General features: G+C 51.1%; 22 protein-coding genes and 1 pseudogene. 9 read left to right on the top strand and 14 right to left on the bottom strand.

Translation table 11 applies throughout. The annotated features are described in order from the left end of the window. Position 1: 1 nt before the first annotated feature. Together M2371_RS05350 and ydcS are read right to left on the bottom strand one after the other, a co-directional pair. A complete protein-coding gene (locus M2371_RS05350) occupies positions 2 to 1,027 on the bottom strand; it encodes an ABC transporter ATP-binding protein (protein WP_259267080.1) in 1,026 nt (341 codons plus the stop codon). A gap of 14 nt (positions 1,028 to 1,041) precedes the next feature. Continuing rightward, the gene (ydcS, locus tag M2371_RS05345) at positions 1,042 to 2,187 is read right to left on the bottom strand and encodes a putative ABC transporter substrate-binding protein YdcS (RefSeq protein WP_115628542.1); all 1,146 of its coding nucleotides are present in this window, start codon (positions 2,185 to 2,187) and stop codon (positions 1,042 to 1,044) included. Between the two features lie 292 nt (positions 2,188 to 2,479). On the opposite strand from ydcS, the gene M2371_RS05340 reads away from it, so the two are divergent. Next, on the top strand, positions 2,480 to 2,866 hold the full coding sequence (locus M2371_RS05340; RefSeq protein ID WP_172894176.1) for a VOC family protein: 387 nt from the start codon (positions 2,480 to 2,482) through the stop codon (positions 2,864 to 2,866). 39 nt (positions 2,867 to 2,905) lie between these two features. Here M2371_RS05340 and M2371_RS05335 read toward each other — a convergent pair whose 3' ends face one another. The 5 genes from M2371_RS05335 to M2371_RS05315 all read right to left on the bottom strand — a co-directional run bounded on the left by M2371_RS05335 (position 2,906) and on the right by M2371_RS05315 (position 8,643). Then, on the bottom strand, positions 2,906 to 3,247 hold the full coding sequence (locus tag M2371_RS05335) for a type II toxin-antitoxin system RelE/ParE family toxin (protein ID WP_259267079.1): 342 nt from the start codon (positions 3,245 to 3,247) through the stop codon (positions 2,906 to 2,908). Continuing rightward, entirely contained in the window at positions 3,207 to 3,452 is a 246-nt protein-coding gene (locus tag M2371_RS05330; protein WP_034495706.1) for a TA system antitoxin ParD family protein, read from the bottom strand. The genes M2371_RS05335 and M2371_RS05330 overlap by 41 nt, the downstream gene beginning before the upstream one ends. A gap of 113 nt (positions 3,453 to 3,565) precedes the next feature. Continuing rightward, positions 3,566 to 4,102 carry a GNAT family N-acetyltransferase gene (locus M2371_RS05325; protein WP_034495501.1) on the bottom strand — a complete coding sequence of 179 codons (537 nt, stop codon included), beginning with the start codon at positions 4,100 to 4,102 and terminating at the stop codon, positions 3,566 to 3,568. Between the two features lie 2 nt (positions 4,103 to 4,104). After that, positions 4,105 to 5,517: a PLP-dependent aminotransferase family protein gene (locus tag M2371_RS05320; RefSeq protein WP_259267078.1), complete on the bottom strand. Its 1,413-nt coding sequence runs from the start codon at positions 5,515 to 5,517 to the stop codon at positions 4,105 to 4,107. Between the two features lie 138 nt (positions 5,518 to 5,655). Next, a complete protein-coding gene (locus M2371_RS05315) occupies positions 5,656 to 8,643 on the bottom strand; it encodes a Tn3 family transposase (RefSeq protein WP_259267077.1) in 2,988 nt (995 codons plus the stop codon). 167 nt (positions 8,644 to 8,810) lie between these two features. Here M2371_RS05315 and M2371_RS05310 point away from each other — a divergent pair, with 167 nt between their 5' ends. Beyond that, positions 8,811 to 9,452: a recombinase family protein gene (locus M2371_RS05310; RefSeq protein ID WP_163658955.1), complete on the top strand. Its 642-nt coding sequence runs from the start codon at positions 8,811 to 8,813 to the stop codon at positions 9,450 to 9,452. Between the two features lie 195 nt (positions 9,453 to 9,647). Next, the gene (locus M2371_RS05305) at positions 9,648 to 10,043 is read left to right on the top strand and encodes a VOC family protein (RefSeq protein ID WP_259267076.1); all 396 of its coding nucleotides are present in this window, start codon (positions 9,648 to 9,650) and stop codon (positions 10,041 to 10,043) included. A 297-nt stretch (positions 10,044 to 10,340) separates the two neighbouring features. On the opposite strand, the gene M2371_RS05300 is transcribed toward M2371_RS05305, so the two are convergent. Further along, positions 10,341 to 11,525, bottom strand: coding sequence for a hypothetical protein (locus M2371_RS05300; protein ID WP_259267075.1), 1,185 nt, complete (start codon positions 11,523 to 11,525; stop codon positions 10,341 to 10,343). A 262-nt stretch (positions 11,526 to 11,787) separates the two neighbouring features. On the opposite strand from M2371_RS05300, the gene M2371_RS05295 reads away from it, so the two are divergent. Genes M2371_RS05295 through M2371_RS05285 form a run of 3 tightly spaced genes read left to right on the top strand, consistent with a single transcriptional unit; the run spans position 11,788 to position 14,257 of the window. Next, on the top strand, positions 11,788 to 13,122 hold the full coding sequence (locus M2371_RS05295) for a cytochrome ubiquinol oxidase subunit I (protein ID WP_310473312.1): 1,335 nt from the start codon (positions 11,788 to 11,790) through the stop codon (positions 13,120 to 13,122). Further along, a complete protein-coding gene (gene cydB, locus M2371_RS05290) occupies positions 13,122 to 14,135 on the top strand; it encodes a cytochrome d ubiquinol oxidase subunit II (protein ID WP_259267074.1) in 1,014 nt (337 codons plus the stop codon). The genes M2371_RS05295 and cydB overlap by 1 nt, the downstream gene beginning before the upstream one ends. Beyond that, on the top strand, positions 14,135 to 14,257 hold the full coding sequence (locus M2371_RS05285; protein ID WP_172894163.1) for a DUF2474 domain-containing protein: 123 nt from the start codon (positions 14,135 to 14,137) through the stop codon (positions 14,255 to 14,257). Before cydB ends, M2371_RS05285 begins: the two co-directional genes overlap by 1 nt. 75 nt (positions 14,258 to 14,332) lie before the next feature. On the opposite strand, the gene M2371_RS05280 is transcribed toward M2371_RS05285, so the two are convergent. Genes M2371_RS05280 through nrfB form a run of 3 tightly spaced genes read right to left on the bottom strand, consistent with a single transcriptional unit; the run spans position 14,333 to position 19,961 of the window. Continuing rightward, positions 14,333 to 15,199 (bottom strand): DUF4434 domain-containing protein, encoded by an 867-nt coding sequence (locus tag M2371_RS05280; protein WP_259267073.1) that lies wholly within the window; start codon positions 15,197 to 15,199, stop codon positions 14,333 to 14,335. Next, positions 15,199 to 17,739 (bottom strand): NfrA family protein, encoded by a 2,541-nt coding sequence (locus M2371_RS05275; RefSeq protein WP_259267072.1) that lies wholly within the window; start codon positions 17,737 to 17,739, stop codon positions 15,199 to 15,201. The genes M2371_RS05280 and M2371_RS05275 overlap by 1 nt, the downstream gene beginning before the upstream one ends. After that, the gene (gene nrfB, locus M2371_RS05270) at positions 17,736 to 19,961 is read right to left on the bottom strand and encodes a cyclic di-3',5'-guanylate-activated glycosyltransferase NrfB (protein WP_172894157.1); all 2,226 of its coding nucleotides are present in this window, start codon (positions 19,959 to 19,961) and stop codon (positions 17,736 to 17,738) included. Before nrfB ends, M2371_RS05275 begins: the two co-directional genes overlap by 4 nt. Positions 19,962 to 20,287: 326 nt before the next feature. On the opposite strand from nrfB, the gene M2371_RS05265 reads away from it, so the two are divergent. Beyond that, the gene (locus M2371_RS05265) at positions 20,288 to 20,617 is read left to right on the top strand and encodes an SMR family transporter (protein WP_259267071.1); all 330 of its coding nucleotides are present in this window, start codon (positions 20,288 to 20,290) and stop codon (positions 20,615 to 20,617) included. Positions 20,618 to 20,815: 198 nt separating this feature from the next. Next, positions 20,816 to 21,061 (top strand): DUF2554 family protein, encoded by a 246-nt coding sequence (locus M2371_RS05260; RefSeq protein ID WP_115628530.1) that lies wholly within the window; start codon positions 20,816 to 20,818, stop codon positions 21,059 to 21,061. Positions 21,062 to 21,236: 175 nt separating this feature from the next. Here M2371_RS05260 and M2371_RS05255 read toward each other — a convergent pair whose 3' ends face one another. Both M2371_RS05255 and M2371_RS05250 read right to left on the bottom strand, forming a co-directional pair. Beyond that, positions 21,237 to 22,355, bottom strand: coding sequence for an S-(hydroxymethyl)glutathione dehydrogenase/class III alcohol dehydrogenase (locus M2371_RS05255; RefSeq protein WP_034495521.1), 1,119 nt, complete (start codon positions 22,353 to 22,355; stop codon positions 21,237 to 21,239). A 48-nt stretch (positions 22,356 to 22,403) separates the two neighbouring features. Next, a complete protein-coding gene (locus tag M2371_RS05250) occupies positions 22,404 to 22,679 on the bottom strand; it encodes a metal/formaldehyde-sensitive transcriptional repressor (protein WP_259267070.1) in 276 nt (91 codons plus the stop codon). Between the two features lie 220 nt (positions 22,680 to 22,899). On the opposite strand from M2371_RS05250, the gene cho reads away from it, so the two are divergent. Beyond that, positions 22,900 to 23,727 (top strand): excinuclease Cho, encoded by an 828-nt coding sequence (gene cho / locus M2371_RS05245; RefSeq protein WP_259267069.1) that lies wholly within the window; start codon positions 22,900 to 22,902, stop codon positions 23,725 to 23,727. An 8-nt stretch (positions 23,728 to 23,735) separates the two neighbouring features. Here cho and M2371_RS05240 read toward each other — a convergent pair. Continuing rightward, a pseudogene (locus tag M2371_RS05240) lies at positions 23,736 to 23,975 on the bottom strand (cupin domain-containing protein); the annotation flags it as partial. Positions 23,976 to 24,008 lie beyond the last annotated feature (33 nt).

Raw genomic sequence — 24,008 nt, 5'->3', positions numbered from 1 at the left:
TTCATCCTTCCCCCTGCAACGGAACCATCGCTGCACGGGGCCAGACTGCAGTAACTTGCTGCCCGATTTGATAGCGTTCTTCGCTGATAATGCGTTGCGGATTCGCCTCGCTGACCAGTAGTTTTTCGCCGTCTGCCAGGCGCAGTTCAAGGCGAGTTGCCGCACCCTGATAGTGAATTTCCTGGATCATACCGCTCACCCGGATTTCACCGCTGCTAACCGGTTCATCATGAAGAACGATATGTTCAGGGCGCAGGGAAAACAGCCCTTCCTCGCCGCACACTTTGCCGGAAAGCGCCGGTTGCAACACGTTTGAAGTGCCGACAAAACTCGCCACAAAGGCGGTGCGTGGCTGCATATAGAGCTGGCGCGGAGTATCGACCTGCTCAATGCGACCGTTATTGAATACCGCAACGCGGTCAGACATCGACAGCGCTTCGCTCTGGTCGTGGGTGACGAAAATAAACGTGATGCCCAATTCGCGCTGGAGCTTTTTCAGTTCGCCCTGCATTTGCTCACGCAATTTGAGATCGAGTGCGCCCAAAGGTTCATCCAGCAGCAAAACGCGTGGACGATTGACTAAAGCGCGAGCCAGCGCCACACGCTGACGCTGGCCACCAGAAAGCTGCGAGGGTTTACGGGCGTGAACAAATCCCAGCGCCACGCGCTCCAGAGCTTCCTGCGCTTTGGCAAGGCGCGTCTTTTTATCGACACCCTTTACCATCAAGCCGTAAGCAACGTTTTCCAGCACCGTCATGTGTGGGAATAATGCGTAATCCTGAAAGACCGTATTCACATCGCGCTGATAAGGCGGCACGTCTTGTGCCGGTTTGCCAAAAATGGCGATTTCCCCGGATGTCACCTGCTCAAAGCCCGCAATCAGCCGCAAGCAGGTGGTTTTGCCCGAGCCAGATGGCCCGAGCATCGAGAAAAACTCCCCGTCTTCGATATCAATCGAGACGTTATCCACGGCTCGCACATCACCATAAAGGCGCGAGACGTTTTTGAACTGCACAGCGTACGGCATAACTCCTCCAGGGCTTAACGGCCACCCATAATCGCGATGTAATCCTGGGTCCAGCGGCTGTACGGCACGAATTTACCGCCTTCGGCGACCGGAGTTTTCCAGAACACAATCTTATCGAAGTAGTTATAGCCGTTGGTTTCACAGCCTTTATCGCCAAGCAATGTGCTGGCTTTACATCCTTCAGCCACTGCCGGGAGCGAACCAAACCAGGCCGCGACATCACCCTGAACTTTTGCTTTTAGCGAGTGATCCATCCATTTGTAAGCGCAGTTCATGTGTTTGGCATCAGCATGCAACATGGTGGTGTCCGCCCAACCGGTGACACCTTCTTTCGGGAATACGGTGGCAATCGGCTGACCTTCACCTTTCAGGGCGTTAGCCTGATACGGCCATGCGCTTGAGGCCACCACGCCTTCGTTTTTGAAGTCGCTCATTTGAACGGTGGTGTCATGCCAGTAGCGGTGAATCAGGCCGTGTTGGTCGCGCAACACTTTCAGCACTGCGGCGTATTGTTCTTCGGTGAGTTGATACGGGTCGGTAATGCCCAGTTGCGGCTGTGTAGCTTTAACAAACAGCGCGGCATCGGCGATGTAAATTGGCCCATCGTAAGCCTGCACACGGCCCTGGTTAGTTTTGCCATCCGGTAAATTTTGTTCCACAAACACCACGCTCCAGCTATCCGGCGGCGTCGGGAAGGTTTTGGTGTTGTACATCAGCAGGTTTGGCCCCCACTGATACGGCGTGCCATAGACTTTGCCGTCAACGTTAAACCACGATCCTTTCACCAGGCGCGGATCGACGTTTTTCCAGTTTGGGATCAGCGCCGTGTTTATCGGCTGCACGCGTTTACCCATAATCAGACGCAGGGACGCATCGCCCGACGCGGTGACGAGGTCATAACCCCCCTTCGCCATCAGGCTAACCATCTCATCGGAAGTGGCCGCTGTTTTCACGTTGACCTTACAGCCCGTTTCTTTTTCGAAATCCGTCACCCAGTTGTAGGCTTTATCCGTATCACCGCGTTCGATATAACCCGGCCAGGCGATGATATCGAGCTGCCCTTCGCCAGCACCAATTTTGTCCGGAAGCCCCGCCGCCTGTGCAGATAGCACGGTCAAACAGAGGGCTGAAAGAGTCCATATAGTCTGTTTTGTACGCATTGCTGCTACTCCTGTCTGAAAGATAAAGGCGGCACGCAAGCTAAAAATCAGTGCCGAAAGAGCAAAAAAATCCCCGTATAAAAACAATAGTCTGCGGCTATATGGCAAGCATGGCGGCAAGAGGAAATTTCATCAGGATGTGATACACAGCGCAGTAAAATACGCCCCTGATATTTCTTCCGGGGTAAGATAAATGGATGATTTATAAAGTGTAGATAGATGTAAGCGAGGCGATGAAAGTACGCCACTGGTTTTCTTAATTATCGAAATTTCATATGGATGGAGAGAATAAATGCAGGTTGCACATATCGCGCTGTGGACGAATAAACTTGAAGAGGCTTGTACATTCTGGCGTCTACATTTTAAAGCACATATTGGCGAGGCTTATCACTCTAAACGCCGCGAAGGTTTTATCTCCCATTTTGTGACGCTGGAAAATGGGCCTGCGCTGGAGTTGATGACGTTGCCAGGGCTGGTGGATAAACCACCGCGTGAAGATAACCGCACCGGTTGGGCGCATATCGCCATAAGCCTTGGCTCCGTTGAAGCGGTGGATACAATGGTCGCCAACCTCAAACCTTTGGGGGCTTTAGTCCATGAAGCACGCTGGACGGGTGATGGTTTTTACGAAGCCGTGATTTCCGACCCAGACGGTAATCTGATTGAGATCACTTCGTGATGTTTTCATTCGGTAAAGAAAGAAAAAACCTAAAGCCGGTTAACGGCTTTGGGTTTCGATTAAGCGCAAGTCTGCTTTGCGCTGGCGCTTGAGCATTTCATAGAAATTCTCATGGGCACCCAGGCTCAGTAAATAGAGCTCTAAGCGGGCGTTCTGCCAGCTATAACCCAGCAATGCTTGCTGGTTATTAAGTCGAAATTTATGCACCCGTAAATAGCTGAAATCGCCATTTTTACGCTCGCCAATTTCCGGTTCGGCAATCACCTTTTCAATTTCGTCTTCCACTTGCGCCTGGAAGGTTTCTGGTAGTTTCTCCAGAGCCTTTCCAAAACGCGCGGTTTCATACACCGTCAGGGGTTTGCCGTTTCGTTCTGCGGACATATTTTTGCACTCTGCCATTTTCCATTTCGCTTTGCGCCAGCATCGTTTCTTTAATAAAGCTGTAAGGTAAATCAGGGTTATCTTCAACGATTTGCCCAATCTTCGCCCAGTACTCTATTTGCTTTGGCACGCTCCGGCTGCAGGCGTCGGCGTGAATTTTGACATCCGCTACAAACTGGTCATCTAACCGTATGCTAATAGCCATGTTCATACTCCATCACCTCCTTGTGACCTTCAGTTGTGAATAAGTTTACGCTCATCTTTTCGTACGACGCGACAAAATGTCGCAAATTTGCGAGATGGGTTCAAGAACTATTTTTAACCGGCTTTTGGGTGCGAAATTCGGTAAAGAATATGACGCCTCAAAGGGTGATGTTCTGCCAGCATTGGGTGATCAAATTCCTCGCAGCGTGTCATGCCGATTTTTTCCATTACCCGCTGTGACGGTAAGTTTTCCAGCGCGGTAAACGCGACAATTTCTTTCATGCCAAACTGTTCAAAACCAATTTCCAGCGCTTTTATTGCCGCTTCAGGCGCATAGCCTTTACCCCAAAAGGGTTTATCCAGGCGCCAGCCAATTTCAATTACCGGCGAAAAAGGCAATTCATAGCCGGGAATATTTAACCCGACAAAACCGATAAATTCCCCGCTACTCTTTTCTTCAACCGCCCACAAACCCCAGCCTTTCTCGGCGATTATCTGCTCAACGGCGTTGACCATTTTGTCGCTTTCTTCGCGAGTGCGTGTGCTGGGGAAATAGCGCATCACTTCTGGATTGGCATTTAACGCCGCAAAAGGCTCACGGTCACTTTGCTTCCAGCGGCGTAAAATCAGGCGCTCGGTGTGGTATTCCATGTTCACTCCTTAATGTTTTGTCTGATTAAGTTTGCCAGGGTTAACACTGCATGTCGCTCACGTTCGCCCAAAGCCCATGACGCGTTCAGACGGAAATAATTATGCCAGGCGCCTCCAGTCGTAAACATTTTCCCCGGAGCGATACTGATTTTTTGTGCAATCGCCTGTTCGCTCAGGATGCTGGCATCCATATATTGCGGCAATTCAATCCACAAAAAGTAACCGCTTTCGCTGTGGTGAATTTTCACCCCGGCGGGGAAATGCTGATGCAATGCCTGCCAGGTTTGCTGTTTGCGCTCCGCAAGAATGCGCCGTAATTTGCGCAAATGGGTGTCATAACGTTTGGTCGCCAGGTAATCAACCAGCGCCAACTGCATCGGCGAGCTGGTTGAAAGCGTGCTCATTAACTGGAGCTGCTGAATGCGACGGGCGTGTTTCCCCGCCGCCACCCAGCCAATACGGAACCCGGCAACCAGACATTTTGAGAACGATGAACAATGTAGCGTAATGCCCTTTTCGTCATACGCGCGAGCCGGTAAGGGGCGCTCGCGCCCGTAATACAACTCGCTGTAAACATCATCTTCTATCAGCGTCACGTTATGTTGTTGCAGCAATTCAACCAGCTGTTGTTTCTTTTCAGGTGACAGCGTCACGCCTAGCGGATTTTGACTGTTGGTCATCAGCCAGCAGGCTTTCACCGGGTAATCGTTAAGAGCCTGTTTTAGCGCGGTAAGATCAATGCCGTTTTGCGGATCGGTAGCGACCGACAACGCCTTTAAACGCAGACGCTCCAGCGCCTGTAACGCCCCATAAAAACACGGGTTTTCTACAATCACCCAATCGCCCGGTTCGGTAACGGCTTGCAGACTGAGGTTTAACGCTTCGAGCGCACCTGCCGTGATGACAATTTCATCCGGCGAAACCTGCATTCCCTGCTGCGCATAACGCCGCGCAATGGCGTGGCGCAACGCTTCATTCCCCGGAGGCAGGTTCTCAATGACGCTCATGGCCGTGGCGGTTTTGCTGACGGTCGCCAGCGAGCGATTAAGCTGTTGTAGCGGGAATAAACGTGGGTCGGGAAATGCGGAACCAAACGGCACCACGCTGGCATCACAACTCGCCTGCAGCACATCAAAAATATAGGTATTGATGTCCACCGCTTCGTCACGCGTCACTTTTACCGGGGCCAGCGTGTTGCTTGCCGCCGGACGCGAAGCCACGTAATAACCCGACTGCGGCCTTGCAACAATCACGCCCTGGCTTTCAAGCGTCTGGTAAGCATGGCTGACGGTCATAAAACTCATACCACTCAGCGCCACTTGCTCACGTAATGAAGGCAGTTTATCTCCTGCAAGCCAGGCGCCAAGCGCAATCTGATCAGTAATAAGTTGGGCAAGTTGCTGGTATTTTTTCATTGTGTTGATGACACCACGCTCTATAACAGTTAGCTAAAAATACGCTTTATTAGATAACTGTTATAGTTTTATGATGCTTTTTTTATGCGAGGAGTGCATGAGAACGGGTTTTGTAGGGGTCAGTTTGGATATCGAAAATTATTGTACGTTAAGGCTATTTTTTGACCTCTCTACTTTAGCTGGCCTCAGCCGACGAAACTTACCGGAAGCCGGTATCCGGTTGCTTTTCCAGATATAATCGCCTGTCAGATTGATGTGCTCCCAGCCCAACGGCGACAAATGCGACAGCAGTTGCTCGTTGATCTTCAGCCCTTTACGCTTCAAGGCCTCGACCGCTCTTTCCATGTAGACGGTATTCCACAGCGAGATAGCTGCCGTCAGCAGCGTCAGTCCACTTGCGCGATAGCTCTGATTTTCCGGTTTCCGGTCCCTGATTTCCCCCAGGCGGTGCAGGAATACCGCACGCGCCAGCGCGTTACGGGCTTCTCCTTTATTCAGTCCCGCCTGTACCCGCCGACGCAGTGCCGGATCGCGGAACCAGTCGAGCATAAACAGCGTTCGTTCAATACGGCCAATTTCCCTCAGTGCTTTGGCAAGTCCGTTTTGCTTGGGGTAGCTGGCAAGCTTTTTCAGCATCAGGGATGCCGTCACTGTTCCCTGCTTTATCGAGGTCGCCAGACGCAGCACTTCACGCCAGTGGATTTCGATCTCTTTCAGATTCAGGCTGGTCGTTGATATCAGTGACTGAAGTGCCGGGTATTGGTCCGCTTTCCCTTTGATAAACAGCTTCTTGTCGTGGAGATCCCTGATTCGCGGACAGAACGCAAATCCCAGCAGATGCATCAGGGCAAAGACATGATCGGTGAAACCCGCGGTATCGGTGTAATGCTCCCTGATTTCCAGGTCGCTTTCGTGGTACAGCAAGCCATCGAGCACATGGGTTGAATCCCTGACCCGACTGATTATGCAGGTGTAAAACGGGCTGTATTGATCCGAAATATGGGTATAAAACTGACGTCCAGGCTCTTGCCCATATTTCGGGTTAACCTGCCCTGCGTAGCGGCCTGAGCTGCCTGTTCTGAAATTCTGCCCATCTGATGATGATGTTGTCCCGTCTCCCCAGAATGCCGCCAGCGGTCTTTTCCCCTGCGCGTTTACCAGCTCTGCAAGGGCGGCTGAATAGGTTTCGTCGCGGATGTACCATGCCTGAATATCTTCGAGTGATGATTTGGTGCTCCCGGGGCAGGCTTCTGCCATTTTGGTCAGGCCAAGATTGATGCCATCCGCAAGAATGGTGGTGAGGAGCTGGCGGGTATCAGGACGGGTAATGTCATTTTTTATATGCGAAAAATGTCGGGTAAACGCCGTCCAGCTGTTTACCTCATCGAGAATTTCCGTGATTTTAGGTCGCGGTAGCATGCTGTAAACCAGCTCTGCCAGCGGTGAAACCTGCGCCGGAACGCAGTTATCCAGCGGAGAGACTTTTACGCCCTTGTCGGATATTTCCACATCGGGCAGTTCACCAAGGGCAGCCATGGCATTGACCTCTTCAAGTCTGGACTGAAGCAGAGTCATACGGCTGGTAATGTACTCATGATAATCAGCAGATACGGGCAGTGGCAGCACCGGTGTGAGTTTGTCAAAGTCCTTTTCGGGTATGAGGTAATCATCAAAATTTTTGTAGCGGCGCGAGCCTTTAACCCAGATATCCCCGGAGCGCAACGCCCCCTTAAGCTCGCTGAGCGCACAAAATTCATAATACTGCCGGTCAATACCCGCAGGTGTAATCACCACCTTGCGCCAGCTTTCAGGGACAAACTCAAGCGGCGCTGTCGCCGGAACTTTACGTGACTGCTTCCGGTACATATCCTTGATCACAACCAGCGCATCAGCCAGAGGTTGCGCTGCCGGGGTTGCGACTAACTGTAAAGCGGACAACATGCGCGGGGCATATTTCCGTAATGTGCTGTATTTCTCAGTAATAATATGCAGCGGGTCAAAATTATTTTTTCTGGCGAGATGGCGTGTTTCCTCCAGACTGGCGACAAATTCAGGCCACGGGAGTATGTTTTCTATTGCGAGCCATGGGTCACCACCGGAATCGCGGGCATCGGACAGCGCCTGACCGACATCGATGTACTGTCTCAGTTTGGACTGGATCAGCTTTCCGGTCTGCTGAAGGCGCTCAGCCTGTGTTCTTTTGGCTTTGCTGAAAAGGCTGTTCAGCATTCGCTCATGCAGCTCAATCACTTCGTCTGTCAGTGTGGCTCTGGCTTCTTCCAGCACGCAGACCAGGATCGCATGACGGCGGGCTGCTGAAAATCGGGTCAAATCCCGGCTACTCATCTTTCGGCCTTCTCGCGCCAGTTTCAGCAACCGGTTCTGGTGAATGGTACGATCTATACCTTCAGGTAATGCCAGCGATTCAATGCTACTGAGCCGATCAAGATGTTGCAGCACGTTCTTACCGTTGATTTTACCCGGCGGTTGCAGAAGCCATGTCAGCCTGGAAGGCTGATTATCTGATGACTCAAGTAAACGATCCAGGGCATCCCTGTGCGCCGGAGTTAACGGGGCATTCAGAGTCTGAAATACGATTTTATCTCCGCCTGCCATGGCCTCCGCACAGGTACGCTCCACGACATCAATCGCGGGGATTATCACGTTGTTCTGCCGGAGATAGACCAGTAACTCTTCGGCCAGGAGAATACCTTTATCGGTGCGCGTCGCCATCGACAACAGGTGTGTAATACAGTCCTGCTGTATTGTGCCGGTGAACGCCTTTACGCCAAGATAGCGGTACAGTTCGGTTAAATGCTCACGCCGGGTCGTATCCCTGCCGGAAAGGTAAGCAGGCCAGAGATCCCCGGTAAGCTTTAGCCTGCTGGCTATATGCTTCAGCAGCGCATCAGAGGGTGGGATTTTTTTATCCGGGGCAAAGCCGACATTTTTCAGGTAGCAAAGAAGGACGGCAAAACCAAAACGGCTGGCGGGTTTACGGTGAGCACTGATAAGCGCCAGATCATGCTCACTGAAATACGCCATTCGGGTCAGCGTTAACTCATCTTCTGGCAATGCCAGTAATGATTCTCTATCCGACAGAGAAAGAATCTGCCTCCTTGCCATATAGTTTCCCTCACAAATTATTCGATACGGTATTTTTAACAAAAATGGTTATCGCATAAGGGTACACCCTGAAGCCATAACCAAAACGTGACGGCACACAATGAATGAGATAACCTAAATGCGATAGATTAAATGCAATAACCTAAATGCGATAATGCGGTGAAAAAATGTTCATCAGAGCTTATTTAAGAGCATCGACGGAAGATCAGTTCGCCGATCGGGCAAAAGAGATGCTGGAGCAGTTCGTCCAGGAACGAGGGCATAAAATCGCCAGCTACTACCGGGAAAATATCAGTGGTACAAAACTTGAGCGCCCGGAACTGGGACGCTTACTGATGGACAGTCACCACAATGATATTTTACTGGTCGAGCAGATAGACCGTCTTACACGTCTCAGCAACAGCGACTGGATGACGCTAAAAAAACAGATAGAACAACATGAGCTGCGAATTGTCAGTCTTGATGTGCCCACATCATGGCAGGCACTGTCAGATAAGGCCCCTTCGCAGGCCGACCCGATCACCCGCGCCGTGATAACCGCCATCAATAACATGCTTATCGATCTGATGGCCGCAATGTCACATAAGGACTGGCTGAGCCGCCGCCAGCGGCAAAAACAGGGAATCGAACGGGCTCATACAATTGGAAAGTACCGGGGTAAGCAGGCCGATCAGGAACGGCATCAGAAAGTCCTGTACTACCGGCAGGTAAAGAAACTGAGTATCCGGGAAACGGCGGATGCTACAGGCTACAGTGCTTCACAGGTTTGCCGGATACAAGCGCTTCATAAAAATAATGAAACTGCCTGAAAGGCTGGAATAACGGTGTTTATTTGCAGTCATGGCGTAATAGTTCGCGCTGTAACAACTTTTGTGATTAGCAGCCTGACGCATCATCTATGTAAGGAAAGTCCGCTGCGTGCCAACAGCGGACGGTCAGGTATAGAGGTTCTGTGATAAAAAGAGTATCCAGGTAGTCATGCCTGAAGTCTGACGGAGCATAAAATGAGAACACAAAAGCGATGCATGGGGTATGTGGCCGTGGTGGTTGACGACTACGACCGCGCGATTGAGTATTACACAACCAAGCTGGGCTTTACCCTGGTTGAGGATACGCCACAGTCTGGGAAACGATGGGTAGTGGTCACACCGAACCCGGAAAGCGACTGCAACATTCTTCTGGCCCGAGCTTCAAACGAGAGGCAGAAAAACTTCATAGGCAATCAGTGTGGAGGGCGGGTATTCCTGTTCCTTCAGACAGATGACTTCTGGCGCGACTACAACGCTATGAAAGCAAAAGGTGTTGAATTTTGTGAGGAGCCACGTGAAGAGGAGTACGGTACGGTCGTTGTATTTGAAGACATCTACGGCAACCGCTGGGATCTTCTCCAGAACAAGTAGAGTTAAATATCTTTAACGGCTGCGCCTTCAATGAGCAGCCGGTAAATTAGAGTGAGTGACTTATAGCCCAACACCGCACACACTTTAAAGTATCATTAAATGCGGCAAAACAAACTTCATCTATTTTTGCTACTTCCGCTTTTCGCTCAAAGCTGCCTGTGCTCCACCACAGCTCAGAGGTACAAAAAACCACCTTAACGTACAATAATTTTCGATATCCAAACTGACCCCTTGTAGGGTGGATAAGCGATAGCGTCATCCACCCTACAAGGGGGTATGAAATTAGACTCAGGATTATTAATTTACTTTGTTGCTGACTCGCTCGATAGCATTGTCATACACGGAATTCTGTTTCTCATTTCTTGCGTTTTTATAATAGACAAGCGCATCAGCATATTGATTTGCCGCTTCATAAATCTTACCGATATTGTAGTTGGAACCCGCCCTGATGGTTGCTGCATTATTACCCGATGCCAGCGCAATAGCCTTGCGGTTTGCCCAAATAGCTTCCGCTGTGCGCCCAACCTTTTGATATGTCAACCCAAGATTGCCGTAGGCTTTACCATTATCTGAATAATAGTTAATCGCTTCCGTGAAGTAGCCAATAGCATCTTCGTAATTTTTAGCTTTATATGCAGCTTCCCCTTTAAGGTTCAGCGATTTCGATTGTTCTTTATTGGCATCGGTCCAGGTGGCGGTAACAATAGCAGAACCCTCTTTCACTAATGAACTCAGGTCAGAATTGATATTATCCGCTGACAGTGAAATGCCTTTTAATTTATTAATATCTTCAATTTCACCATTTTCATTAATTCTGAATACTGTCCATAAATTTCCTTTCTGGCCTTGCGGAATATAATATGTTCGCACCAGTGACTCCCCAACATAAACAAATACCTTTGCCTGGCTGTTGGATAGTTGTAATGATTCTGGTTGGTCCTGATCGGTGTAATCATGAACCGCATAAACGTAATTTTGGCCGCCATCGCGTTTGGTTAATGTGATCGTTTCAGGCCCATAGCTGTCTGTATCATCAACATCAAGATTCCCGTCACGACCTTCTTTGTGATCGAAATAGATATGATTGCCAGGATACGCGATATGGGAATCAAGATCGGAAGGTGTGGCTCCCCAGCTCAAAACAATCCTCATACTATCAAGGCCTTTCATGACCGGGCTTAATGCATACGACATCCCATCACACGGACATTTTGCGACCAACGTAGAATAACCGGTCTTTTTAATAATAATGATATTGTCGCTGGTATCTGCATTCGTACGGGTAAAGCTTGCCTTTCCTGAAGCATCACTGGTCGTTGCCAGCGAGCTTTCGCCATTGTGTTGCACAACAACCTGAGCATCCGCAATTTTTTGATCTTTAACGGTGGCACTTAATATTTCGATATTAGATTGCGCAGCCTGTGACAAAAAGCTTATTGATAATGAAGTCGCCAGAAGACTCATTTTTAAAAAATGTTTCATGCTATTCCTTTTTAATATTCCACGTAGTGCTGAAGCGACATAGGGTAAAAATCTAACCCGGTATTATATTGACTTGTGTGCTACTGGCTAATGTAAACGATGTTCGGATTGATACTTTCGGATAAGTGCGCGTAATAGCAATGCAGGCGAAAACCTATAACAGTCGCCAACTGTTATAGATAAATATCACCTTTCTGTTTCTGATAATTCCCTTCGCCCTTCCCTAACATAGCCTTGAAGTTATTGTGCTATGAGGTTGCGCATGTTTGGTTTAGACGCTTTTCATCTGGCAAGAATTCAGTTTGCGTTTACTGTTTCCTTCCACATTATTTTCCCCGCCATCACCATCGGGCTTGCCAGTTATCTGGCGGTGCTTGAAGGCTTGTGGCTCAAATCTAAAAACCCTGTTTACCGTTCGCTTTACGATTTCTGGTCGAAGATTTTTGCGGTCAACTTTGGCATGGGCGTGGTGTCCGGGCTGGTAATGGCCTATCAGTTCGGGACCAACTGGAGCGGTTTTTCGCAGTTTGCGGGCAGTATCACCGGGCCTTTGCTGACTTATGAAGTGCTGACGGCATTCTTCCTTGAAGCCGGGTTTCTTGGCGTAATGCTATTTGGCTGGAAGCGCGTCGGCCCTGGCCTGCACTTCTTTGCCACCTGTATGGTGGCGTTAGGCACGCTTATTTCCACGTTCTGGATCCTGGCGTCCAACAGTTGGATGCAAACGCCGCAAGGGTTTGAAATTCACAACGGACAAGTGGTGCCGGTTGACTGGTTTGCCGTGGTGTTTAATCCGTCCTTCCCATACCGACTGCTGCATATGTCGGTGGCGGCGTTTCTCAGTAGTGCATTTTTTGTCGGGGCGTCGGCGGCCTGGCATTTGTTGAAAGGCAACAAAACGCCAGCCATCAAAACCATGTTTTCGATGGCGCTGTGGATGGCATTAATCGTCGCCCCGCTACAGGCGATGATTGGCGATATGCATGGTCTGAATACCTTAAAACATCAACCCGCAAAAATAGCCGCGATTGAAGGTCATTGGGAAAACGTGCCGGGCGAACCGACGCCGCTGTTGCTGTTTGGCTGGCCGGATATGGAACAAGAACGCACGCGTTACGGGCTGGAAATCCCGGCGCTCGGCAGCCTGATTCTGACGCACAGCCTGGATAAACAAGTTCCGGCGTTAAAAGAGTTCCCAAAAGAAGATCGCCCAAATTCCACCATGGTGTTTTGGTCATTCCGCATTATGGCGGGGCTGGGCATGTTGATGATTCTGGCTGGCGTGTTCAGTTTGTGGCTGCGCTATCGCCATCGTTTATATGAAAGCCGCACGTTCCTGCGCTTTATGCTGTGGATGGGGCCGTCCGGGCTTATCGCCATTCTCGCCGGTTGGGTGACAACCGAAGTGGGTCGCCAGCCGTGGGTGGTTTATGGCTTGTTGCGCACCAAAGACGCGGTTTCCGCACACGGTAATTTGCAGATGAGCATCAGCCTGCTGACCTTCTTCGTGGTGTACATGTCAGTATTTGGCGTGGGTTACAGCTACATGATCAAGCAGATTAAGAAAGGGCCGCAGCCGTTTGAGGAGACACACTAATGGGCGTCGATTTATCCGTTATCTGGTTTGTGATTATCGTATTCGCCACGTTGATGTATATCGTGATGGATGGCTTTGATCTCGGCATCGGCATTCTGTTTCCGTTTGTGCGCGGCGCACAAGACCGGGACGTGATGGTCAACAGTGTCGCACCGGTGTGGGACGGTAACGAAACCTGGCTGGTGCTGGGTGGAGCGGCGCTGTTTGGCGCGTTTCCCCTCGCCTACGCCGTGATTATTGATGCGTTGACGATTCCGCTGACGGTCATGCTGCTCGGGCTTATTTTCCGTGGGGTGGCATTTGAGTTCCGCTTTAAAGCGACACCCGCGCACCGTCCCTTCTGGGATAAAGCGTTTATTGGCGGCTCGATCGTAGCGACATTTTGCCAGGGCGTGGTCGTCGGAGCGGTGATTTCTGGCTTCCCGGTGAGCGGACGCGCGTTTAGCGGTTCGCAGCTCGACTGGATCACACCGTTTAATCTGTTCTGCGGAGTCGGGCTCATCGTGGCTTATGCGTTATTGGGCGCAAGCTGGCTGGTGATGAAGAGCGAGGATCCGCTGCTGAAAGTGATGCGTAAAATCGTCAAACCGCTGCTGATGGTTATGCTGCTGATTATTGCCGTCATTAGCCTGTGGACGCCACTTGCGCATCCACAAATTGCCAGTCGCTGGTTTAGTTTGCCGAACCTTTATTTCCTGCTGCCAGTTCCGCTGTTGGTTGTGCTGTGCAGCATCTGGTTATGGAAAGCCGTGGGGTCTGAGCAAAGCTGGCACAGCACGCCTTTTTTGCTGACGCTGGCGCTGATTTTCTTAGGATTTAGCGGATTAGGCATCAGCATCTGGCCGTATCTTATTCCGCCGTCTATTACGCTATGGCAAGCCGCGGCTCCGCCACAAAGTCAGGGGTTTATGCTGGTCGGCGCGCTGTTTATCATCCCGATCATATTGGTTTATACCTTCTGGAGTTATTACGTTTTCCGCGGAAAAGTACAGCATGGTGAGGGGTATCACTGATGAAACAAACGGCATCGCGTCTGGTGTGGTTGGTGGTGTTATGGGGCGGCAGTGTTTTGGCCCTGGCCGCCGTGGGAATGGGGTTCCGGCTACTGATGACCGCCGCCGGATTTAAATCCTGATATTTGTGTGAGGGAAATGGTGGATGACGCTAACGCTTATCCACCCTACAAAGACGTCATCCGACAATATCCCCGTTACAACGCCAGCACACCGCTGGCCGCATTCATATAACGTAATGAGAAATAGATTCTGTCCTGCCCCGGCGGGACAGGCGTTGCCAGCCACTTTTCCTGATATTGTGCAGGAGCGGGTGTCGCTTTGAACACTTTCGCCTGTTTGTCCTGGCGGAAGAGTTCAATCACCTTCCCGGCTGACGGAGCTTTCAGGTAAAGCGAGCGTTCGGCTTCATTCAGCATCTGCGTTCCTGCCCCATCCTGCACCCACACTTTTACGCCGCTCAGACTGAGTGTCGTCACCCATTTGCTGTAGGAATCAGGCGTCATATTTCCGGCAAAAAAGCTGCTCACTGCAACCGGTTTATCCGCAACTGCCGCCAAAGACAGCCGGGTTTTGTTCAGCCAGTCTTGTGCCGCTTGCTGCATTTGGGGTTCACGCCAACGCCGGTCATCGAGTTCGCTACTGATGTACCAGCCTGCAATCGCATTTTTGCCCAGCACTTCGACCCAACGTTTTGCCACCGAAACGTCATCGGCGCGTAAAAGGTTGAGATAGTTTTCCAGTGCCGGAAGCGGCTGCTTTTGGCGTTCAAAAAACTGCCCGTCCGCCGCCAGGCCGATGACCAGCTTCAGACCGCTTGCGGTCGTGAGTTGCGCTTTATGCTCAAGCCAGGCGCGAGAATCTCCCTCGCGGAACGCATCGTCATAGCGCGTCCACTGCAACACTAAGGTGTCGATTCCCTGCCCTTTGAGTTTGTTTAACACGCTTTGCCATTGGGCGTCAGAAACCGTGGTATCGCGCAACTGGGGTTGATACATCACCGCATTCATTGCATTTGCCAGCGGTGTGACGAGCAACAGCGTCGTTAACAGGATTTTCTTCATTACCAGCGTGCTCCTAACGTCAGGAAAAGACTGTTTTTGGAATCAGTGTCGCGATGGTGACCTGAGAACGCGCGTTGATATTCCAGGCCCACGCTGACTTTGTGCGGGAAGGCACTGTAATGCGATTCACCAAACCAGGTATTCAGCCGCACCCCTACGCCGCCGAGGGTGTTATCACGATATGGCGTGTCGGTGCTGGCGTTGTACTGCGCGTGCCAGTAAGGCTCGAGCGTTTGTTTGTGGTTGATTTTCTGGTGCCAGCTCATGCGGTAATCCGCGGTGTAGATCTGATAATCTGCTTTAACGAAATGCGCCGCATCCAGATACAGGTTTTGCGCCATCCAGCCATTCCCGGTGGGATGCCAGTCATCGCTGAATTTCCCGCCGTTAAGGAATGAAGCGCTGGCCCGTAACATCAGATCCGCTTCGCCATGGTGGTGGTCGAGCGGGATTTGCTGCTCGGCGGCCAGATAAATGACCTGGTCGCGCAACGGTTTCCAGCGCACACCGATTCCGAGCATTGGCTCATCCACCGGCACGAAGTTGTTGTCTTTGCTGCCCGCAAACACCCGGCTGTAAACAGAGAGTTGGTCGCCATCGAGTATTTTGTTCTTACCGACGCGGTATTCCGCCTCGAATTGCTGGTAGCTACGATAGCTTTTATTTTGCTGCACACCGTTATTACTGCCGCCGCTGTTTAGCGAGTCGGGCGTTAAACCAAATGAGCCGTCGTAGCTAAACGTCCAGCGGCGTTGGCTGTCCTCGTGAATACGGCGGAAGGCAAAACGGTCTTCTTGCTGTTTGTCGCTCAGGGATTGCTGTGGCGTGAGGGTGTTATCTATGTCGTCCACCACGCGCTCGCTGTACTGCTTCGTGTTTGGTTTATCGTCGAGGTGTTCATTGAGAAACACCAGTTGACGCAGAATTTCTGGTGAGTCTGGCTGTGTCTTGCGCGCTTTTTCCAGTGCGTCACGGGCCTCACGGTGTTTGCCCTGCGCGGCCAGCGCAAAACCACGCGCGGCGTCGTCTGGCTCTGCTGCTGCGCTAGTCTGTGGCGCGACGACCCCGTTGGCTTGTGCCAGCGCGTAATCTTCAGCGCTATAGGCCAGATATCCCACCTGGCGCTGATAATATGGCGACGAGTCTCGCGCAGCGGCTTGCTGGGCGGCGTATAACGCAAGGCCTGGTTGCCATGGATAACACTGCGCCAGATGCGACCAGCTTTCGGCGTCATACTGCGGCGACAAATCGCCGAGTAAATTGCGCACGATAGTGCAATTTTCTTTGCCCTGGAACAGTCGTGCCTGCGCCATACGTTGCGCAGGTGTCGGCAAGGGTTTTGCCAGCCGGGCTTTGCGTTCGGCGTTCATCCATTCCGGGTGCGCCGCAAGTTGATAGCTTAAGGTGCCCAATTCCTGGGCTGTTAATCCGCGCGTCTGGTTGATTTGATTGAGCAACCGCAGGCTGGATGGCGTATCTTTTTGCGCCAGACTTAACGCCAGGCGCTGATCGAGCACCTGGTTTTGAGGAAAGGTGTTGAGCAGTTGGTTCGCACCTTGCCAGTCGCCTTGTTGAATGCGAATAGGCACCAGGGTGGATAACACGTACTTTTTGTTTTCCGCGTGCTTCACCGGCCAGTTAGCGACGGCGTTGCCGGGTTGCTGGCTGTAAGTTGCCAGCAATCGCATCCAGTTGTGTTCTTCGGCGGGTGTCGAAAACTCAGGTTTACGGTTAGCCAGATAGCGGCGCAACGGCCCCAGCGCCTGGCGTTCAGCCAGCGATTGCGCATACGCAAGCTGCATACCTGCCGTGTTCATCACGCCCTGACTTTGTAAGTCCAGAATCCGCTGGTCGCGCTGCATATGCAACAAGATGGCGAACCATTGCTGATACTGCGCGTCAGTGAGCGTGGCCTCGCCATCAAGTAGCGCAAAACCCTGATCCGCAGCGGCCCACTGTTGCAGGAATATCGCCCGCTGCGTGTAGTTGTCCGCCAGAGCTAAACCTTCTTTGGTGTGGCGGAATTTCGCATCCGTTAGCTGCGCACGCGCAATGTCTAACTGGTTGAGCTTGATAGCATAATTGCCCACGTCGCTGCGACAACGCACCGTTGGGGTGGCATCGCATTGCTTTTGTAACGCCACCAACTGTTCTGTGGTGTGAATGTCTGGAGCCGGAACGGGGATCGCCTCCAGCGCACGCTGTAAGTCAGCATTTTGCGGGTGTTTTTTGAGTTCACTTTCCAGCAACGCTTGCGCTTTATCATTGTGACCAAAATGGCGATACGCCTCGGCAAGCCACAAGGTCAGACGTAAACTTTCCGGTGCCATCTGGTGTGCATGTTCAAAACTGCGCAACGCCCGGGTTTCGTCATTTTGCTTCAGGGCTTTCTGCGCCCGCTCGATGTGTGGATACACCTTGAAATAGCGGTAATCGCTAAGGCCAAGATCCTGGCGAGATCCTTCTTGTGCCGCCATGGCTGGAGAAGCGAGTAACACACCACAAATCAGCGCCGTCAGCGGGTTTAAACGGATATTCATAACGCTTCCCCCGCCAGACGAGCCTGTTGCAATTCGCTGATACCGACACTTTGCAGCAGTGCGCTCATGCTTGGTTGCAGTTGTTGCTGTTGTTCAAGTGACTGGTCAACAATGTGCTGGCTAACCACTCCTTCCTGCACCAGATATTCGCCAAACATGACCTCGCTACGTTCATAGCGCAGCAGCACTGCGCGAAGCACCGCTTCATTCAGATGCGATTCGTTGGTCAGCACTTCGGCGAACATCAGTTGCCCGGAGACATATTTGTCCCAAAGCTCGTCAGCCTGCTCCTGAGTTAGTAGCTGTTCGCGCACCGCACCGTCCAGCAGTCGTTTTTCTTTGAGGGTTTTATCGTCACCGAACCAGTAGCGCAGGCCAATCACCACCTGCCCGCGCGGCACAATGACATAACGCACCGGGCGACCAATTTTGCGTGCCAGCGCGCCAAGCGAAACGGGATCGATGGTGTTTTCAGAAGCCAAAACCATTGTTTCGCCTTCCAGGCGTATCGGGAGCACCGCATGATGGTGCGCGACCTTCGCCGCAACACTTTGCACCAGCGACTGATCCAGACTCAGCGGGTCAATCGACTCCATCGGAACTTCAGCCTGTTTGGCCAGCGCCACCGCCAGTTGCTTCGCGGTAATCAGCCCCTGATGCACCATGCTGCCGCCCAGTTTCAGGCCATGGACGCGTGTTTGTAATGCCTCTTCGAGTTGTGCCTGGGTAATCACACCGGAGTCGACAAGAATGTAACCCAGCGGTTGAGCCGAACGCTGTTCGCTGACGGTCGGGAAATCATGCGTGGTTTTATCCCACGCCACACGACGTGGATCGCCATGTTGAATGACCTGTTTTATCGCCCGCCAGTTCGCCATGAAGTTAATCAGATTGCCCCAGAACAAACGCGGCAACACCAGCATGCCTTGCGCCAGGCCGTAATAGGCCGTGACGAAAATCATGCGCTGAATGATGCGGTTAGCCATCAGGAAGAAATTAATCCACAGCAATGTCGTCAGCCACGCGCCGCCGACAAAAATAGACAGGAACTGCCAGGCACCTTCGACGCTGCGCTGATAAATCATGATGGCGACGAGCTGTAACATCACCAGCATCGCGGCAAAGCTCAGGAAGTTAGCAATCGCTCCTTTGCGGTCGCGCCACAGGAAATAGTTAAGGACAGGGCTGGTGCTCCAGCGGTGAGTTTTGAAGCCCTGGAAAACAATGCCAATAATCCAGCGCGATTTTTGTCGCACGGCGGTGGCAAAGGTGTCCGGGAAATATTCACGCACGCAGATCACATTGGCGGTGCGGGCGCGCTGTAAAAAGGGTTTGGAGGAGCGGTCGTTTTCGTCAACCACCGGGAAGCGGCAGAAAATCTCTTCCATGCCTTTTTGACGCAGGCGGAATCCGATGTCGTAGTCTTCGGTCAAACTTTGCACGTCAAACGCAATACCATCCCCATCGGCCAATAATGAGAGCACGGCGCGACGACTAAAACAGGTGCCTACGCCCGCGCTCGGAACCTGCCCCGCTAACGCTTCACGCACCGGGACATCTTTGCCATGTAGTTCCGAAAATTCGTCCAAGTAACTGAGGCTGGTGAAGTGGGTCCATTCGCGTTCAAAGGGATAAACGGGGATCTGAATTAAGTCTTTGCGATCGACCAGATAGTTGAACAGACGCAATTCCAGCGGAGAGATAACGTCTTCTGCGTCGTGGAGGATAAAGCCAGAGAAGTTAAACCGCGCGCTGCGCTCGAACTGCAAAATGGCATCAAGAATGTTGTTCAGACAGTCGGCTTTGCTGGTGGGCCCTGGACGGGCGCAAACAACTTTATGAACGTTCGGAAATCGGGCACAAACTTCGTCGACATCGCGTTGTGTATCCGGATCGTTAGGATAAGTGCCGACAAAAATATGGTAGTTCTCGTAGTCCAGTGAACTGGCGGCAAGGCTCGCCATGTTACCGATAACGCCGGTTTCATTCCAGGCGGGAACCATAATCGCCAACGCCTTTTCTTGCGGCTCATAAAGGGCTTTATAGTCAAGACGATCGTTGCTGCGGTATACCGTGATCGCGCGCCATACGCGGCGAACCCAATAGACGATATCAATAAATAAGTCATCAATTCCGCTGATTAACATCAGAATTGCCAGAGTAATAGCGATGACTTTCAAACCGTATAAATACGTCGAAAAGTAATCAACAAACCAGTCCATTCTTTACCCCAAAGGTCATGTGAAACCCAGTGCTGTCATCCACAGGAGGTCTGACTAATACACATTAGGGCCTCATATGTTACCGGTATCATAATGTAAGAATTTAAATACAGAAAGAATATAAAACTAATATTTTGCTTATTTACAATCACGGAAATTGTATCATTAACAACAAAGCCAGTGTTTTCAACTGACATTTACAATTGTTACAGGACGTTTACCGTGCGTGATTTTAATAAGAATTATTGATGACCATGCGCCGCAATTCTTGCCAGAAATCGCTTTGATCTTTACATTGACGGCCTGAACTCGAGGGAGAAACTGACATGACGTATATCTGGCTAATTGTGGCGATTGTCGCTGAAGTCATCGCGACGACTTCGCTAAAACTTTCTGAAGGCTTTACTCGTTTATGGCCAAGCGTTATCACGATTGCCTTTTATGGCGTGGCGTTTTATTGCCTGTCGGTAACGATGCGCACCATTCCAACTGGGGTGATTTACGCGATTTGGTCCGGAGCAGGAATTGTGTTAATTGGCGCGGTGGGCTGGATATTTTTGGGGCAGAAACTCGACTGGCCAGCGATTGCAGGAATGGCGCTGATCATTATCGGCGTGTTAGTTATCAATCTTTTTTCAAAATCTGTCGCTCACTAATCCCCTCTTTTTACCGTCGATGCTCCCGGCAAAACGCGCGAGCATCGCATACCAATTATTAACCAACCGTAAACCAAATTTTAACTGTTGAGCTTTTTACATAACTGACAATTCTTTTGCTAAATTTCTAAAAGTTGAATAGTCGCCAGACGCAATTATCTATACATTTAGCCCGTCACGTTAATGAGGTGGGCTGGAATGGTTAAGCAATTGAGGTCAAAACTGGGGATGATTTTGCTGTTGGTCGGCGCGGCATTGTTTTCCGGCCAGACCACAGCGCAAACGCATGGACACCTGTATCTGGTGGTGAAAAGTGCCGATATGCTGTTGCGCCACCAGGCAGACAGCGACGAATTGCGCCAGGCAGCTGAAGATTCCGCCGCCGATTTCCGTGAATTTTATTATCACGTCAGCGAGCGGCGGCCTGGTACGCATCAACTGTAATTCGCTGTTCGCCGGAAAGCGTGCGCGCAAGCGAAAACGTCGAGGCGCGGCCAGAGTTGTGAAACCTTTAGCACACTGGATGAGAGAAAATAGCGGGGAACTGGAGGGATAGATGGATTCGAACAGCCCTCACCGACTCGCTTTGCAGCGAAATCAGCAAGGGCCAGATGAGGGTTTATTTGTCGCCGAAATGAATCACGGTACGAATAGATTTCCCTTCGTGCATCAGGTCGAACGCTTCGTTAATTTGCTCAAGCGGCATACGGTGCGTGATAAACGGGTCGAGATTGATTCTGCCCGCCATCGCATCTTCTACCATGCCCGGCAACTGCGTGCGCCCTTTGACGCCACCGAACGCTGAACCGCGCCACACACGGCCTGTGACCAACTGGAATGGACGCGTTTTGATTTCCTGGCCCGCACCCGCAACGCCAATGATGACGCTTTCGCCCCAGCCTTTGTGGCAGCATTCCAGCGCGGAACGCATAACATTCACGTTGCCAATACATTCAAAGCTGAAATCTACGCCGCCGTCGGTCAACTCGACAATCACGTCCTGAATAGGTTTTTCGTGATCTTTCGGGTTGATGCAGTCGGTCGCGCCCATTTCGGTCGCCAGTTTGAATTTCTCAGGATTGGTGTCGATAGCCAGAATACGTCCGGCTTTTGCCTGCACTGCGCCCTGAATAACCGCCAGACCTATGCCGCCCAGACCAAAGACGGCAACGGTATCACCCTCTTTCACTTTCGCCGTGTTGTGAACCGCACCGATACCTGTGGTGACGCCGCAACCGAGCAGGCAAACTTTATCTAACGGTGCCTGCTCGTTGACTTTTGCCAGTGAAATTTCAGCAACTACGGTGTATTCGCTGAAGGTACTGGTGCCCATATAGTGATAAATCGGCTCGCCGTTGTAGGAGAAACGCGTAGTGCCGTCTGGCATTAAGCCTTTGCCCTGCGTAGCGCGAACGGCCTGGCAAAGGTTAGTTTTGCCAGACTTGCAGAATTTACACTCGCGACATTCTGCGGTGTACAACGGAATGACATGGTCGCCGGGTTTCAGGCTGGTGACGCCCTCGCCCACTTCAACCACAATCCCGCCACCTTCGTGGCCTAACACCGCCGGGAATACGCCTTCAGGATCGTCGCCAGATAAAGTAAACGCATCGGTATGGCACACGCCGGTATGGGTAATTTTCACTAGCACTTCGCCTTTTTGTGGCGGCGCTACGTCAATTTCAACGATTTCAAGCGGTTTTCCTGGGCCAAATGCAACTGCAGCACGTGATTTCATATTCTTCTTCCGTCGTCAGGTGAGAGTGAATGTTGTTTTAGATAAGCGCTATTTTAGATAAGAGCGAATTAAATGGCCGACTTCTGCCATGCGCAGCGCACGCTGATCCTCGGAGGTTTCCCCCGCGACCAGTTCATCTTTAAGATGGATTTCCATCATTTCGGCCATCAGGCCATTCGCGGCCCCGCGTACGGCGGCGATTTGTTGCAAGATAGCGATACATGGATCGCCGCTATCCAGCGCGCGCTCCAGCGCTTCTGTCTGGCCACGAATACGCCGTACGCGAGTCAGAATGCGTTTTTTGTCTTCAGGTGAATGGGGCATTTTGACCTCCTGATACTATAGGGGGGTATGGTACATTGTTTTATCGCGTTTCGCTAACAATCTGCTTATCTACTAATAAAACCATAGACGACGCGGGTGCTCAGTGTTGCAAGTCCACAAAATGAGCATTACGATAACCTGGTTAAAACTCATGCAAAGACTGCGATATTGCAAGTGGATGCGCTATTTCCCGCTGTGAAGAGAATTATCTGACTCAAGCATGACCCTACAGTATCAATATCCTGAGCATCTCCGGCATACCCTTGAAACACTTCCGTCGCGTCCCGGCGTGTATATTTTTTATGGTTCGGATCAAACCTTCCCGCTCTATATCGGGAAGAGTATCAACATCCGCAGCCGTGTTCTGGCACATTTCAGAACACAATCGGAAGCGAAATTGCTGCATATGACCACTGACATTGGTTTTCATGAAACCATCGGTGAAATTGGTGCCCTGCTGCTTGAATCGCAACTGATAAAAAACCAAAGCCCATTGTTTAATAAGAGATTACGGGTAGCTCGTAAACTGTGTTCCCTGCGCATTACCGAGAAAACCACGCAATTTGTTTTCAGCAACGAAACTGATTTCACGCATGCACCAGATTTGTTTGGCCTGTTTAAAACCCGGCATGCGGCTATCGATCAGATAAGAGAATTAGCGGATCAGGAAAGGCTTTGCTATGGCGCACTGGGGCTGGAAAAATTAACGGCGGGTAGAGCGTGCTTTCGTTTCTCATTGAAGAAATGCGCAGGCGCATGTTGCGGGCAAGAGACGCTGGAAAACCATCAGCAACGACTTAGAGATTCGCTTGAGTCGTTACGAGTTCGCAGTTGGCCTTATCCCGGCCGCATCGCAATAGAAGAGAAATCAGGCGCGCTCACTGAATACCATATCCTGAATAACTGGTTATATCTGGGGACGGCTCAGTCTCTGGAATCTGGAAAATCAATGATCACGCCCACAACACATTTTGACCGCGACAGTTACAAGATCCTCTGCCGTTACGTATTTGGGCAAGACGGCCTGAATATTGTTGAACTGGATTGAGTGATTTTTTAGTTTTGCTCGGAAACCATCACCGCCATGGTATCGGTTTCCAGCGCCTTAAATAAATGTTCCTCATCAGCGGGATAACAAATGTAATCCCCCGCCTCAAGCTGATGCGCGTTGTCCAGTGTGCCGACCAGCGCTTTGCCTTGCGTGATAATAATATGTTCAACTGACCCTGCTGGATGCGGATGCGAACGCCGCTCTTCGCCGGGTTGCGCCATTAAAAGATACACATCGCGCCGCGCACATAAGGTTTCCAGGCTAGGGTTTCCGCTCTG

This window comes from Buttiauxella sp. BIGb0471 (genome assembly GCF_024807715.1).
GTDB lineage: Bacteria > Pseudomonadota > Gammaproteobacteria > Enterobacterales > Enterobacteriaceae > Buttiauxella > Buttiauxella agrestis.
This window is presented reverse-complemented; position numbering and strand designations above follow the sequence as displayed.

Coding starts and splice junctions, on each gene's coding strand:
- M2371_RS05350 (WP_259267080.1), bottom strand. CDS start 1,027: ATGCCGTACGCTGTGCAGTTCAAAAACGTCTCGCGCCTTTATGGTGAT.
- ydcS (WP_115628542.1), bottom strand. CDS start 2,187: ATGCGTACAAAACAGACTATATGGACTCTTTCAGCCCTCTGTTTGACC.
- M2371_RS05340 (WP_172894176.1), top strand. CDS start 2,480: ATGCAGGTTGCACATATCGCGCTGTGGACGAATAAACTTGAAGAGGCT.
- M2371_RS05335 (WP_259267079.1), bottom strand. CDS start 3,247: ATGTCCGCAGAACGAAACGGCAAACCCCTGACGGTGTATGAAACCGCG.
- M2371_RS05330 (WP_034495706.1), bottom strand. CDS start 3,452: ATGGCTATTAGCATACGGTTAGATGACCAGTTTGTAGCGGATGTCAAA.
- M2371_RS05325 (WP_034495501.1), bottom strand. CDS start 4,102: ATGGAATACCACACCGAGCGCCTGATTTTACGCCGCTGGAAGCAAAGT.
- M2371_RS05320 (WP_259267078.1), bottom strand. CDS start 5,517: ATGAAAAAATACCAGCAACTTGCCCAACTTATTACTGATCAGATTGCG.
- M2371_RS05315 (WP_259267077.1), bottom strand. CDS start 8,643: ATGGCAAGGAGGCAGATTCTTTCTCTGTCGGATAGAGAATCATTACTG.
- M2371_RS05310 (WP_163658955.1), top strand. CDS start 8,811: ATGTTCATCAGAGCTTATTTAAGAGCATCGACGGAAGATCAGTTCGCC.
- M2371_RS05305 (WP_259267076.1), top strand. CDS start 9,648: ATGAGAACACAAAAGCGATGCATGGGGTATGTGGCCGTGGTGGTTGAC.
- M2371_RS05300 (WP_259267075.1), bottom strand. CDS start 11,525: ATGAAACATTTTTTAAAAATGAGTCTTCTGGCGACTTCATTATCAATA.
- M2371_RS05295 (WP_310473312.1), top strand. CDS start 11,788: ATGTTTGGTTTAGACGCTTTTCATCTGGCAAGAATTCAGTTTGCGTTT.
- cydB (WP_259267074.1), top strand. CDS start 13,122: ATGGGCGTCGATTTATCCGTTATCTGGTTTGTGATTATCGTATTCGCC.
- M2371_RS05285 (WP_172894163.1), top strand. CDS start 14,135: ATGAAACAAACGGCATCGCGTCTGGTGTGGTTGGTGGTGTTATGGGGC.
- M2371_RS05280 (WP_259267073.1), bottom strand. CDS start 15,199: ATGAAGAAAATCCTGTTAACGACGCTGTTGCTCGTCACACCGCTGGCA.
- M2371_RS05275 (WP_259267072.1), bottom strand. CDS start 17,739: ATGAATATCCGTTTAAACCCGCTGACGGCGCTGATTTGTGGTGTGTTA.
- nrfB (WP_172894157.1), bottom strand. CDS start 19,961: ATGGACTGGTTTGTTGATTACTTTTCGACGTATTTATACGGTTTGAAA.
- M2371_RS05265 (WP_259267071.1), top strand. CDS start 20,288: ATGACGTATATCTGGCTAATTGTGGCGATTGTCGCTGAAGTCATCGCG.
- M2371_RS05260 (WP_115628530.1), top strand. CDS start 20,816: ATGGTTAAGCAATTGAGGTCAAAACTGGGGATGATTTTGCTGTTGGTC.
- M2371_RS05255 (WP_034495521.1), bottom strand. CDS start 22,355: ATGAAATCACGTGCTGCAGTTGCATTTGGCCCAGGAAAACCGCTTGAA.
- M2371_RS05250 (WP_259267070.1), bottom strand. CDS start 22,679: ATGCCCCATTCACCTGAAGACAAAAAACGCATTCTGACTCGCGTACGG.
- cho (WP_259267069.1), top strand. CDS start 22,900: ATGACCCTACAGTATCAATATCCTGAGCATCTCCGGCATACCCTTGAA.